Source organism: Pseudomonas citrullilanati, from assembly GCF_030580855.1.
GTDB classification, from domain to species: domain Bacteria; phylum Pseudomonadota; class Gammaproteobacteria; order Pseudomonadales; family Pseudomonadaceae; genus Aquipseudomonas; species Aquipseudomonas citrulli.
Genome location: NZ_JAUQOP010000005.1, coordinates 51,230 through 64,285, shown reverse-complemented (window position 1 = coordinate 64,285; position 13,056 = coordinate 51,230). Strand labels below are relative to the sequence as shown.

Here is a 13,056-nt window from a genome sequence, read left to right as displayed (position 1 = left end):
GGCGCAATCCTCGACTTACAACGGCTTGACGATGAACAGGCCGTCGTCGTGGCCTTCTTCGGAACCGCCGTAGACCTGCTCGGCCACGGTGCGGATCGAACTGCCACGCGCGGCGAGGATCTGGTCCATGGCCCCGGCGAACCAGCCGGTGAACATGTAGTCGACCTTGCGCCCGACCTTGCCGTACACGTAGACGAACGCCGAGTGTTCGAGCTTGACGCTGGCGGTGCCCTTGTCCAGGTCGATGTCCTGGATCTTGAACAGGCCCCAGCCGCGCTGGGACAGGCGCTTCATGTAGTGCTCGAACACCGCGACGCCTTCCAGGCCATGGCATTCGGCTTCTTTTTCACACCAGTGCCAGGCGGATTTGTAGCCGGCCTTGTAGAGGATCTCGGCGTAGGCCTCGGCGCCCAGCACTTCTTCGATGCCCATGTGGTTGTTGACGAAGAAGTGACGCGGCACGTACAGCATCGGCAGGGCGTCGGAGGTCCAGACACCGGTTTCGCTGTCGACTTCGATAGGCAGTTGCGGGGCGATCTTGGCCATGAAAACTTGACTCCGGAAATTCGTGATCATTACTGAGCGAAGCGTTTGCTTTTGCTCTTATAAAAAAGCCGCGTGAATGCCTTTGGAGCCGTAGCGAGCACGTCGAGAGCAAGGAAGGACCGGAGCGACAAGCGAGGCAGTACGCCTGTACGGCGAGCTTGGCGCGAGGACCTGACGCAGCTATCGGCGAGCGGAGCAGGCTCCAGAGGTATTCACTCGCCCCAGACGTCCTTCAGGACGTTCACCCAGTTCTCGCCCATGATCTTGCGCACCACCCGCTCAGGATGACCGCGCTTGAGCAGCGTCTCGGTGAGGTTCGGGAACTCGCCCACGGTGCGGATGCCCAGGGGGTTGATGATCTTGCCGAAGCTGGTCAGACGACGGGCGTAGCCCTTGTCGTGGGTCAGCATTTCGAAGAAGTCCTGGCCGTGGCCCTGGGTGAAGTCGGTGCCGATGCCGATGGCGTCTTCACCGACGATGTTCATGGTGTATTCGATGGCTTCGGCGTAGTCGTCGATGGTCGAATCGATGCCCTTGGCCAGGAACGGCGCGAACATGGTCACGCCCACGAAACCACCGTGGTCGGCGATGAACTTCAGCTCTTCATCGGACTTGTTGCGCGGGTGCTCCTTCAGGCCGGACGGCAGGCAGTGGGAATAGCAGACCGGCTTCTTCGATTCGAGGATGACTTCTTCGGATGTCTTGGAACCGACGTGGGACAGGTCGCACATGACGCCGACCCGGTTCATCTCGGCGACGATCTCGCGACCGAAGCCCGACAGGCCGCCGTCACGCTCGTAGCACCCGGTGCCCACCAGGTTCTGGGTGTTGTAGCACATCTGCACCACGCCCACGCCGAGCTGCTTGAAGATCTCGACATAGCCCAACTGGTCTTCGAAGGCGTGGGCATTCTGGAAACCGAAGATGATGCCGGTCTTGCCCTGCTCCTTGGCACGACGAATGTCGGCGGTGGTCTTTACCGGGATCACCAGGTCGCTGTTCTCGCGGATCAGTTTCTGGCTGGCGACGATGTTGTTGACGGTGGCCTGGAAACCTTCCCACACCGACACGGTGCAGTTGGCTGCGGTCAGGCCGCCCTTGCGCATGTCTTCGAACAGGTCGCGGTTCCACTTGGCAATGATCAGCCCGTCGATAACGATGCTGTCGGCGTGCAATTCGGCTGGGCTCATCAGGCAGTCCCCTTTTTGTCAGCGATTCATGCGCCGAATCGTGTGCCGGCGCTTTGGGGCCAGCATATGCCTGAGGGCCGCGGCGACCGGGTGCAAAAACGACAGGGGAATTGCCGAAAGCGTCAATCCCGGGCAAAGGCGTGTCGCAGCGCCAAGCTGCCCACCTGTTCATTGCCCGGCGCTTGCGCCAGAATCCGCTGCATCACTGGCTTTCACCGGACTCGAGCGGCAACGCAATGAAATCAATCATCCTCGCCTTGGCACTGATCAGCACCATCGCCCACGCGGCTGAAGACACCGAACAGAACCCCTGCGACGCCGTCGAAAACGACGTCCAGACCCTGGCCTGCTCGGCCTACGGCAAGACCGCCGCCGAACAGTTGCTGAACGAAAACCTGCAAAGCCTCAACGAACGCCTGCAAACCCGCTACGCCAGCGACAAGGCCCAACTCACCGACATCACCAACAAGATCAAGGCCGCCCAGCAACTGTGGCAAAAGCAACGCGACGCCGACTGCGCCATCGCCGCCTTCCCGGCCAAGCCCGGCAGCGAAGCCTACAAGATCGCCGAAAACGACTGCATGGCCCAGGTGAGCGACGATCGGTCGGAGTTCCTGGAGTCGATTGGGCAGGAGTGAGGGGCAACATTCGATAGCTGGAGCTGTAAACTACACCCCATCCTTGAACGAAGAGAATCACATGAAAACCTGCGGCATCGAGATAAAGGGCAGCGAAGCGATCATCGCCGTGGCGGAGCTGCAACAGCAGGCACTGAACCATGTCGCGCTGAACACCAAGAAAATCGCCCTGGACGATGACGACGAAGCCGCCAACGTCAAGGCGTTCGCCGCCCAGGTGCGGGCATTCGTGGCCGAGCACGGCATCGAGCGCATCGCCATCAAGAAGCGCAGCAAGAAAGGCGAGTTCGCCGGTGGGCCGACGACGTTCAAGATCGAAGGGGTTTTCCAGTTGCTGGAAGGCTGCGAAGTGACCCTGCTGTCACCGCAGACCATCAATGCCCAGGCCAAGAAACACGATTTTGCCCCACCGGCGACGCTGAACAAGTATCAGCACGAGGCGTACAAGGCGGCATGCTCGGCGCTGATGAAGAAATAGACGTTCTCCAGCCGGATACAGTACCTGTGGCGAGGGGATTTATCCCCGCTGGGCTGCGTAGCAGCCCCAATAGCAGCTGTTAAATCTATCTGACACACTGAGTCGCCAGGTTTCAGGGCTGCTGCGCAGCCCAACGGGGATAAATCCCCTCGCCACAGATTCCTCCCTCGACAGTTCACCCGGTTAGCATCAGTTCTACTACTTGCGATCCCCCTTCAACCAATCGGCAAGCGCCTTGTCCTCCAGTCGCGAGCATGATTGGGTATAAAGGCCTGTCAAACCAGCTCCCGCCCATCCCCCTGGCGACGTCGATCCTCCCGCGGGCAACGCTCGAAGCGGGCCCGATAGCTGCGGGTAAAGTACGACGGTGATTCAAAGCCGCAGGCAATGCTCACTTCCAGCACGCTCAGGTCGGTCTGGCGCAGCAGTTGCCGGGCCTTTTCCAGGCGCAGGCGCAGGTAGAAGTTGCTCGGGGTGTCGTTCAGGTGCAGGCGGAACAGGCGTTCGAGCTGGCGCCGCGTGACGTTGATGGATTCGGCCAGCGCCAGGGTGCTCAAGGGCGGTTCGCTGTGGGCTTCCATTTCACCGATGACATGCACCAGTTTCTTGTTGCGAATGCCGTATCGGCCGGCGATTTCCATGCGCTGGTGATCCTTGCGCGGACGAATGCGGCCGAGCACGAATTGCTCGCTCACCTGGATCGCCAGCGCCGCACCGTGGGCCTGGCCGATCAGGTCCAGCATCAAGTCGATCGAGGCGGTACCGCCTGCGCAGGTGATACGACGGCGGTCGATCTCGAACAATTCCTGGGTCACGCCAAGGTGCGGATACGATTCCTTGAACGCCTCGATCGCCTCCCAGTGCAGGGTCACCCGGTGCCCGTCCAGCAACCCCGCTTCGGCGAGTACCACGCTGCCGGTGTCGATACCGCCCAGGGTCACGCCGTCCTTGTCCAGCCGGTGCAGCCAGCGCTCCAGTGCCGGCGTCGAGAACTTCAGCGGTTCGAACCCCGCCACCACCCAGAGGGTCGCACCCTTCTTCAACGGCTCCAGCGCCGCGTCGGCGTTGACCGACATGCCATTGCTCGCCAGTACCGCCCCGCCATCGACACTCAATACGTGCCAACGGTACAGCTCGCCACGAAAGCGATTGGCGACCCGCAACGGCTCGATGGCCGAAATGAAACCGATGGCCGAGAAACCCGGCATCAACAAAAAGTAGAAATCCTGGGACATGGCGCGCACTCGGTTGGCGGGTAGCGTGGCACCTTGATACGCGAGAGGTCGCCGCAGTGCAAGAGCACGTCGCCGCTGTGCGTTTTGCCAGGTGCCTGGCTGCGTAACTTGGCATCACCGGCGCACAGACGCCGGGCCCCATAACAATAAGCTGCCGAGGACCCGCCATGAAACGATTGATCAGCTCCTGCGTTCTTGCTCTCAGCGGTACCGTTTTCCTCAGCTCGGCCACCCTCGCGGCGGAGCCTGCCGCGTGCCAGAACGTGCGCCTGGGCGTGGTCAACTGGACCGACGTCATCGCCACCAGCGCCCTGACCCAAGTGATGCTCGACGGCCTCGGCTACAAGACCAAACAGACCAGCGCCTCCCAGCAGATCATCTTCGCCGGCATCCGCGACCAGCGCCTGGACCTGTTCCTGGGCTACTGGAACCCGCTGATGACCCAGACCATCACCCCGTTCGTCGAGGCCAAGCAGGTAAAAGTGCTGGAGCAACCGAGCCTCAAGGATGCCCGCGCGACCCTGGCCGTACCGACCTACCTGGCCGACAAGGGCCTGAAGACCTTCGCCGACATCGCCAAGTTCGAGAAGGAACTGGGCGGCAAGATCTATGGCATCGAACCGGGCTCAGGGGCCAACACCCAGATCAAGGCGATGATCGCCAAGAACCAGTTCGGCCTGGGCAAGTTCCAGCTGGTGGAATCCAGCGAGGCCGGCATGCTGGCCGCCGTGGACCGCGCCGTGCGGCGCAAGGAAGCCGTGGTGTTCTTCGGCTGGGCGCCGCACCCGATGAACGTCAACGTGCAGATGACTTACCTCACCGGCAGCGAAGACGCCCTCGGCCCGAACGAAGGCATGGCCACCGTATGGACCGTCACCGCGCCGGACTACGCCCGGCAATGCCCGAACGTCAGTCGCTTGCTGAGCAACCTGACCTTCACCGCCGAAGACGAGAGCCGGATGATGCAACCCCTGCTGGACCACAAGGACCCGCTGGAATCGGCCCGGCAATGGCTCAAGGACCATCCGCAAGACAAGCAGCGCTGGCTCGAAGGCGTCACCACCTTCGATGGCAAGCCGGCCGCCGACAACCTGCAACTGACCACCAACTGACCCACGCCATCCCCCTGCGCAGCGCCACCGGCCTGCGCAGTGACTCACCTCGCCTGAAGGAAGCCGCACCATGAACCACGACGTCATCATCACCTGCGCACTCACCGGTGCTGGCGACACGACCGCCAAGAGCCCTCACGTACCGGTCACCCCGAAACAGATCGCCGAGGCCGCCGTCGAGGCCGCCAAGGCCGGGGCCACGGTCGTCCACTGCCACGTCCGCGACCCGCAGACCGGCAAGTTCAGCCGCGACGTGGCGCTGTACCGCGAAGTGATGGAGCGCATCCGCGAGGCGGACGTGGACATCATCGTCAACCTCACCGCGGGCATGGGCGGCGACCTGGAGATCGGTGCCGGTGAACGGCCGATGGAATTCGGCCCCAACACCGACCTGGTGGGCCCGCTGACCCGGCTGGCCCATGTCGAAGAGCTGCTGCCGGAAATCTGCACCCTGGATTGCGGCACCCTGAACTTCGGCGACGGCGACACCATTTACGTCTCCACCCCGGCGCAACTGCGGGCCGGGGCCAAGCGCATCACGGAACTGGGGGTCAAGGCCGAGCTGGAAATCTTCGACACCGGACACCTGTGGTTCGCCAAGCAACTGATCAAGGAAGGGCTGCTGGACAACCCATTGTTCCAGCTCTGCCTGGGCATCCCGTGGGGCGCGCCGGCGGATACCACCACCATGAAGGCGATGGTCGACAACCTGCCGGCGGACGCCGTGTGGGCCGGCTTCGGGATTGGCCGCATGCAAATGCCCATGGCCGCCCAGGCCGTGCTGCTGGGAGGCAACGTGCGGGTCGGGCTGGAGGACAACCTCTGGCTGGACAAGGGCGTGCTCGCCACCAACGGCCAACTGGTGGAGCGCGCGGGGGAAATCCTCACCCGCCTCGGCGCCTGCGTGCTCACCCCGGCCGAAGGCCGCAAGAAGATGGGCCTGGTCCAGCGCGGCTGACCATACATCTACCTCCCCATCAGGGGAAACAACCTGTGGGAGCAAGGCTTGCCCGCGATGACGGTATGTCAGCCGACATCCCTATTGACTCTACTGCCGCAATCGCGGGCAAGCCTTGCTCCCACAGGAGATCATCAAACTATTCTTCAGGACATCACCATGAGCTTCATCACCGACATCAAGACTTTCGCCGCCCTGGGCAGCGGTGTCATCGGCAGCGGCTGGGTCAGCCGGGCCCTGGCCCACGGCCTCGACGTCGTCGCCTGGGACCCGGCACCGGGCGCCGAGGCGGCCCTGCGCAAACGCGTCGCCAATGCCTGGGGCGCGCTGGAGAAACAAGGCCTGGCGCCCGGTGCTTCCCAGGATCGGTTGCGTTTTGTCGCAACCATCGAGGAATGCGTGCGCGACGCCGACTTCATCCAGGAGAGCGCCCCCGAACGCCTGGAACTCAAGCTCGACCTGCACAGCCGGATCAGCGCCGCCGCCAAGCCCGACGCGCTGATCGGCTCCAGCACCTCGGGGCTGCTGCCCAGCGAGTTCTACGAGGGCGCCACCCACCCGGAACGCTGCGTGGTCGGGCACCCGTTCAACCCGGTCTACCTGTTGCCATTGGTGGAAGTGGTGGGCGGCAGGCACACCGCCCCCGACGCGGTGCAAGCGGCGATTGAGGTGTACACCGCCCTCGGCATGCGCCCGTTGCACGTGCGCAAGGAAGTGCCCGGCTTCATCGCCGACCGCTTGCTCGAAGCGCTGTGGCGCGAAGCCCTGCACCTGGTCAACGACGGCGTGGCGACCACGGGTGAAATCGACGACGCCATCCGATTCGGCGCCGGCTTGCGCTGGTCGTTCATGGGCACCTTCCTGACCTACACCCTGGCCGGCGGCGACGCCGGGATGCGCCACTTCATGGCCCAGTTCGGCCCGGCGCTGCAACTGCCGTGGACCTACCTGCCGGCACCGGCGTTGACCGAGAAACTGATCGACGACGTGGTGGACGGTACGCGCGAGCAACTGGGCAGCCACAGCATCTCGGCGCTGGAGCGTTATCGCGACGATTGCCTGCTGGCGGTGCTGGAGGCGGTGAAGGCCACCAAGGCCAAGCACGGCATGGCGTTCACCGAGTAAGGCAATTTTTGAATCAACAGGCCTGGCCCCATCGCGAGCAAGCTCGCTCCCACAGGGATTTCGTGGCGTGAACATTATTTATTTCACTCAGAAGACCCCCTGTGGGAGCGAGCTTGCTCGCGATAGCGCCAGTCCAGTCACCTCCATCTCCGGGACCGCAATTATGCCCACCCTCACCACCTACCAGACCCACATCCGCCCCGAATGGGTCGACTACAACGGCCACTTGCGCGATGCCTACTACCTGCTGATTTTCAGCTATGCCACCGACGCGCTGATGGACACGCTCGGCATGGACAGCCACAACCGCGACGCCAGCGGCCACTCGCTGTTCACCCTCGAACTGCACCTCAATTACCTGCACGAAGTGAAGGTCGACGCCAACGTGGAAGTGCGTACGCAGATCATCGGCCACGATGCCAAGCGCCTGCATGTCTATCACAGCCTGCACCTGGCCGGCGGCGACAAGGCGCTGGCGGGCAACGAGCAGATGCTGTTGCACGTCGACCTGGCCGGCCCGCGCTCGGCGCCCTTCCCGCAGCAGACCCTGGGCAAACTCCGGGCGCTGCTCGATGAACAATCCGACCTGCCGCCGCCGGACTACATCGGCCGGGTGATCGCCCTGCCGCCCGCCCGATAGACCTCGCACCGGAGCCGTCATGAAAAACGCCGCCGCTTTTGCCGATTTCCGCCGCTACCCGCGGGTGTGCGCGCTGCACACCGTGGTGCCCTTGGCCGATCAGGTACGGGTCACCTGGGCCGACGGCCGGGTCAGTCCGTTCCACCATCAGTGGTTGCGGGACAACTGCCCGTGCCCGCAATGCGTCTACAGCGTCACCCGCGAGCAAGTGCTGGAGATCGTCGACGTCCCGGAAGACCTGGCGCCCGCCACGGCCTGGATCGACGATGAGGGATGCCTGTGCCTGGACTGGCAGGACGGCCACCCGAGCCGTTTCGACCCTGGCTGGTTGCGCGCCCACGCCTACGACGAGCAGTCCCGGACCGAACGCCTGGCAAGCCAGCCCCGGCGCCAGTTGTGGCACCAGGACCTGCAGCTGCCGGTGTTCGAATACCCGGCACTGATGGAGGACGCCGACGCGTTGCTGCAATGGCTGTTGGCCTTGCGCGACATCGGGCTGACCCAGGTGCGCGGCGTGCCCACCGAGCCCGGCTCGTTGAAACGGATTGCCCAGCGGATCTCGTTCATCCGTGAGAGCAACTTCGGCGTGCTGTTCAATGTGCAATCCAAGGCCGACGCCGACAGCAACGCCTACACCGCTTTCAATCTGCCGCTGCACAGCGACCTGCCCACCCGGGAATTGCAGCCCGGCTTGCAGTTCCTGCATTGCCTGGTCAATGACGCCCAGGGTGGCGAGAGCATTTTCGTCGACGGTTTCGCCGTGGCCGAGGCGCTGCGCCAGGAAGCACCCGACGACTTCGATGCGCTCTGCCGGATACCGGTGGAATTTCGCAACAAGGACCGCCACAGCGACTACCGCTGCCTGGCACCGATCATCGCCCTCGATGCCCTGGGGCACGTGGCGGAGATCCGCATGGCGAACTTCCTGCGCGGCCCGTTCGACACGGCGGCCGAGCAGATGCCCGGGCTTTACCGCGCCTATCGGCGCTTCATCGCCCTGACCCGCCAACCCCGGTTCCGCCTGGTCCAGCGACTCGAACCCGGCCAGCTCTGGTGCTTCGACAACCGCCGCACCCTCCACGCCCGCAACGCGTTCGACCCGGCCACCGGCGCCCGGCATTTCCAGGGCTGCTATGTGGACCAGGATGAGTTGTTGTCGCGGATTCGGGTGTTGCAGCGTTAGACCGCGTCATCGTTCATCGCGAGCAAGCTCGCTCCCACAATGGTTCTGTGTCGCTCACAAGAACTGTGGGAGCGAGCTTGCTCGCGATAGCGGCCTATCAGGCACGCCGTTCTCCCGGATTCACCCAGGCAAAAAAATCCCCGATCAAGCCGTGACAGGATCGGGGCAGGAGGCGTTACTGGAGGAGCCGTCGCGCGAGGGTGACCAAACCATCGTGATTCAGCTTGGGGCTCAGTTTGCCCAGTCCCGACTCCGCTCAGTTAGCCGAAAACGACACGCTCATAGCCATCCGGGCCATTGCGACAGTTTGCCCTTGCCGCCGCTTCGGGTGGCTACCAGAATCGACCCACGACCCCTCTCCCGGAACAAGGAAAAAGCGTCATGATGCACGCCGATTTGATCGACCAGGAAGACCTGTTGGGCCAGCTCAAGGCCCTGGGGCTCCAGATACCCAGCGGCGCCACCGCCGAACAGGCGTGCGAGTGCGCCGTGCGAGGCCTGGACAGGGAACGCGCCAACGAGTTGCGGCGGATGGTCAAGGACATGTACACCAGCAGCGCAACCATCCTGCCGGCCGTGCGCCAGGCCATCGACAAGCAGTTGTTGCCGGCGCTGACGCAATACCAGCAGAACCATAGCGCCTGATAGAACCAAATCGCGAGCAAGCGTTGCTCCCACGGATCCCTGGAGTGGGTACTGTCTGCTTCACCCAGAAGATCCCGTGTGGGAGCAAAGCTTGCTCGCGATGAAGGCGCCGCGGTCTTAAAGCCTCACGCTGGCAAACGTCGACTCGTTGCGGGCCTGGCTCAACGCCGACAGCGGGCCGGACAACGGTGACAGGACCAGGGCCTGCGGCAGCGGCATCATCGCCACCTGTTGCGTGGTGTTGGAACCGACGCGCTCGTCGCGCGGCGGGATGCCGAAGTATTCGCGGTAGCACTTGGAGAAGTGCGGCGTGGAGACGAAACCACACACCGACGCCACTTCGATGATCGACATCGGCGTCTGCTTGAGCAGTTGCCGCGCACGAATCAGCCGCAGCTTGAGGTAATAGCGCGACGGCGAGCAGTGCAGGTATTTCTGGAACAGCCGCTCCAGCTGGCGGCGGGACACGGCGACGTACACCGCCAGTTCATCCAGGTCGATCGGCTCTTCGAGATTGGCTTCCATCAGCGCGACGATTTCCTGCAACTTCGGCTGGTTGGTGCCGAGCATGTGCTTGAGCGGCACACGCTGGTGATCCTGTTCGTTGCGGATGCGCTCGTAGACGAACATTTCCGAGATCGCCGCCGACAGCTCGCGACCGTGGTCGCGGCTGATCAGGTGCAGCATCATGTCCAGCGGCGCGGTGCCGCCGGAGCTGGTGAAGCGGTTGCGGTCGAGGGTGAACAGGCGGGTACTCATCGATACCCGCGGGAAGGCTTCCTGCATCGCGGCCAGGCATTCCCAGTGCACGCTGCAATCGAAACCGTCCAGCAGGCCGGCGCAGGCCAGGGCCCAGCTGCCGGTGCAGACCGCCCCGAGGCGCCGGGATTGGCGGGCCTGGCCTTGCAGCCAGGACACGTGCTCGCGGGTGACGGTGCGCTGGATGCCGATGCCGCCGCAGACGATGACGGTGTCCAGGGGTGGCGCCTTGTGCATGGACGCGTCAGGGGTGATTTGCAGGCCATCACTGGCCCAGACTTGCCCGCCATCGACGGTGAGGGTGGTCCAGCGATACAGCTCGCGACCGGACAACTGGTTGGCCATGCGCAGCGGTTCGACCGCGGACGCCAGGGAAATCAGCGTGAAATTGTCCAGCAGCAAAAAGCCGATGGATTGAGGCGCACGGTTCTGGGGTTGGGCCCCGGAGTTGGACGTCGTCATCGCGGTATCTCCTCACACAAAGCGGGTGATGGCCTCAGGCGGAGGCTCTTGTTATTGCCATCGTTCTCTGGCGAGAGACGGGCTTTATCGGGGTAGAGCAAATGCCGTGCCTAAAATTGAATGCCCATTCAATAAATCCTGAAAACGACATCGCAGCCTGTCTACATAAGGCGCGCGTCCGGCACGGGTTACAGGCGCCATCAGTGGCGGCAAGGGGCTGTCACGGCGGGCCGTGAGCAGTTCGGTAGCACTTGTGGGAACTGGGCTGCGCCGCTTGCGCAACAAGTATCACCACAGGCGCGGATGACGAACGGTCGAGCGCAATACGACGGCCGGTCCGTCAGGGATGTCTTGTCTGTTTGCGACGCGCTAAAAGGTGGCGCGTTCGTGGATCGGTGTTCATTTAACGAGCGATTTTCGATCTCGTGAATAAAGGGAATCTGTGTGGGAGCAAAGCTTGCTCGCGATGACAGTATGTCTGTCGACATCCATGTTGAGTCTACGACCGCCATCGCGGGCAAGCCTTGCTCCCACAGATTCCCTCCCTGTCACAAAGGGTTGTGCGAACGCGATTTCAGCACTCCACCGCACTGACCGCCAGGCCGCCGCGGGAGGTTTCTTTATATTTGTCGTGCATGTCGGCACCGGTATCGCGCATGGTGCGGATCACCCGGTCGAGGGAGATGAAATGCTGGCCGTCACCGCGCAGCGCCATCTGCGCGGCGTTGATGGCTTTCACCGCGGCGATCGCGTTGCGCTCGATGCACGGCACCTGCACCAGGCCACCGACCGGGTCGCAGGTCAGGCCAAGGTTGTGCTCCAGGCCGATTTCCGCCGCGTTGCACAATTGTTCCGGCGTGGCGCCCAGGATCTCCGCCAGGCCGGCCGCCGCCATGGCGCACGCCGAACCCACTTCGCCCTGGCAGCCGACTTCGGCGCCGGAGATCGAGGCGTTCTTCTTGCACAAAATGCCCACTGCCGCCGCCCCGAGGAAATAATCCACCACGTTGGCGTCGGTGACGGCTTCGCTGAATTTCATGAAGTAATGCAACACCGCCGGGATGATCCCCGCCGCGCCATTGGTCGGTGCCGTGACCATCCGCCCGCCGGCGGCGTTTTCCTCGTTCACGGCCAAGGCGTACAGGTTGACCCATTCCATGGCGCTGAGGGTCGAGCCAATGACGTTCGGCTTGTTCAACTCCTGCAGGCTGCGGTGCAACTTGGCCGCGCGCCGGCGCACATTCAGGCCACCTGGAAGGATGCCTTCATGCTTGAGGCCGTGCTCGACGCAATCCTGCATGGCGCGCCAGAGTTTCATCAGCCCGGTGCGAATCTCTTCCTCCGAACGCCAGACCTTTTCGTTGGCCATCATCAATTCGGCCACCCGCAGGTTGTGGGTGCGACACAGCTCGAGCAATTGCTCGGCGCTGGAGAAATCGTAAGGCAGTTGCGTGGCGTCCAGGTCCACGACGCCGCTGGATGCCTGGGCCTGGTCGACGACGAAGCCGCCGCCGACGGAATAATAGGTGTCACGGTGCAGCTCGCCGCTGTCGCCCTCGGCCACCAGTGTCATTGCGTTGGGGTGGAACGGCAGGTTCTCGTCGATCAGGCGCATGTCCCGCGACCAGATGAACGGCACCGGCAAGCGACCGTCGAGCAGCAGGGTGTCGGTTTCGCGCAACAGCGCGATGCGCGTACCGATCTGCGACGGGTCGATCGCGTCGGGCCATTCGCCCATCAAGCCCATGATTACCGCGTTGTCGCTGCCGTGGCCAATGCCGGTGGCCGACAGCGACCCGTACAACTGCACCTCGACCCGCCGCACGTCATGCAGCAGGGCCTTGGCCCGCAACGCCTCGACGAACAACGCCGCCGCGCGCATGGGCCCGACGGTGTGGGAACTGGACGGGCCGATACCGATTTTGAACAGATCGAAAACGCTGATTGCCATTGCCGAGAATCTCCAGGACGGGCAGGTGCGGGCGCCGAAGCGCCCGGTGACGGAGCTGCTACGCTCAACGCCGGGATGGCCGCATCATCCGTTTTTTGCCCAGGTGCCCGACGTCTGACACCGACGCAATCATG

Annotated in this window: 13 protein-coding genes; 8 read left to right on the top strand and 5 right to left on the bottom strand. The window is 63.4% G+C overall.

Features of this window, described 5'->3' with window-relative positions; all coding sequences use genetic code 11:
- Window positions 1-15: 15 nt before the first annotated feature.
- On the bottom strand, window positions 16-546 hold the full coding sequence (locus Q6A48_RS05885; RefSeq protein WP_053156148.1) for a DUF5943 domain-containing protein: 531 nt from the start codon (window positions 544-546) through the stop codon (window positions 16-18).
- A gap of 212 nt (window positions 547-758) precedes the next feature.
- Window positions 759-1,736 carry a dipeptidase gene (locus Q6A48_RS05880; RefSeq protein WP_304552611.1) on the bottom strand — a complete coding sequence of 326 codons (978 nt, stop codon included), beginning with the start codon at window positions 1,734-1,736 and terminating at the stop codon, window positions 759-761.
- Window positions 1,737-1,972: 236 nt separating this feature from the next.
- Here Q6A48_RS05880 and Q6A48_RS05875 point away from each other — a divergent pair, with 236 nt between their 5' ends.
- Window positions 1,973-2,374, top strand: coding sequence for a lysozyme inhibitor LprI family protein (locus Q6A48_RS05875; RefSeq protein WP_304552610.1), 402 nt, complete (start codon window positions 1,973-1,975; stop codon window positions 2,372-2,374).
- A gap of 61 nt (window positions 2,375-2,435) precedes the next feature.
- Window positions 2,436-2,852 (top strand): DUF3010 family protein, encoded by a 417-nt coding sequence (locus Q6A48_RS05870; RefSeq protein WP_304552609.1) that lies wholly within the window; start codon window positions 2,436-2,438, stop codon window positions 2,850-2,852.
- A gap of 275 nt (window positions 2,853-3,127) precedes the next feature.
- Here Q6A48_RS05870 and Q6A48_RS05865 read toward each other — a convergent pair whose 3' ends face one another.
- The gene (locus Q6A48_RS05865; RefSeq protein ID WP_304552608.1) at window positions 3,128-4,087 is read right to left on the bottom strand and encodes a GlxA family transcriptional regulator; all 960 of its coding nucleotides are present in this window, start codon (window positions 4,085-4,087) and stop codon (window positions 3,128-3,130) included.
- 167 nt (window positions 4,088-4,254) lie between these two features.
- On the opposite strand from Q6A48_RS05865, the gene Q6A48_RS05860 reads away from it, so the two are divergent.
- The 6 genes from Q6A48_RS05860 to Q6A48_RS05835 all read left to right on the top strand — a co-directional run bounded on the left by Q6A48_RS05860 (window position 4,255) and on the right by Q6A48_RS05835 (window position 9,750).
- Window positions 4,255-5,199, top strand: coding sequence for a choline ABC transporter substrate-binding protein (locus tag Q6A48_RS05860; protein WP_304552607.1), 945 nt, complete (start codon window positions 4,255-4,257; stop codon window positions 5,197-5,199).
- Between the two features lie 70 nt (window positions 5,200-5,269).
- The gene (cdhC, locus tag Q6A48_RS05855; RefSeq protein ID WP_304552606.1) at window positions 5,270-6,157 is read left to right on the top strand and encodes a 3-dehydrocarnitine:acetyl-CoA trimethylamine transferase CdhC; all 888 of its coding nucleotides are present in this window, start codon (window positions 5,270-5,272) and stop codon (window positions 6,155-6,157) included.
- 159 nt (window positions 6,158-6,316) lie between these two features.
- On the top strand, window positions 6,317-7,282 hold the full coding sequence (locus Q6A48_RS05850; protein ID WP_304552605.1) for an L-carnitine dehydrogenase: 966 nt from the start codon (window positions 6,317-6,319) through the stop codon (window positions 7,280-7,282).
- Window positions 7,283-7,445: 163 nt separating this feature from the next.
- Window positions 7,446-7,922, top strand: coding sequence for a thioesterase family protein (locus Q6A48_RS05845; RefSeq protein WP_304552604.1), 477 nt, complete (start codon window positions 7,446-7,448; stop codon window positions 7,920-7,922).
- A gap of 19 nt (window positions 7,923-7,941) precedes the next feature.
- Complete coding sequence (locus Q6A48_RS05840; RefSeq protein WP_304552603.1) at window positions 7,942-9,105, top strand: gamma-butyrobetaine dioxygenase; 1,164 nt, start codon at window positions 7,942-7,944, stop codon at window positions 9,103-9,105.
- A 381-nt stretch (window positions 9,106-9,486) separates the two neighbouring features.
- Window positions 9,487-9,750: a hypothetical protein gene (locus tag Q6A48_RS05835; RefSeq protein ID WP_304552602.1), complete on the top strand. Its 264-nt coding sequence runs from the start codon at window positions 9,487-9,489 to the stop codon at window positions 9,748-9,750.
- 117 nt (window positions 9,751-9,867) lie between these two features.
- On the opposite strand, the gene gbdR is transcribed toward Q6A48_RS05835, so the two are convergent.
- Both gbdR and Q6A48_RS05825 read right to left on the bottom strand, forming a co-directional pair.
- Window positions 9,868-10,971, bottom strand: coding sequence for a choline metabolism transcriptional regulator GbdR (gene gbdR / locus Q6A48_RS05830; protein WP_042731607.1), 1,104 nt, complete (start codon window positions 10,969-10,971; stop codon window positions 9,868-9,870).
- A 574-nt stretch (window positions 10,972-11,545) separates the two neighbouring features.
- Window positions 11,546-12,922 (bottom strand): L-serine ammonia-lyase, encoded by a 1,377-nt coding sequence (locus Q6A48_RS05825; protein WP_304552601.1) that lies wholly within the window; start codon window positions 12,920-12,922, stop codon window positions 11,546-11,548.
- Between the last annotated feature and the right edge of the window lie 134 nt (window positions 12,923-13,056).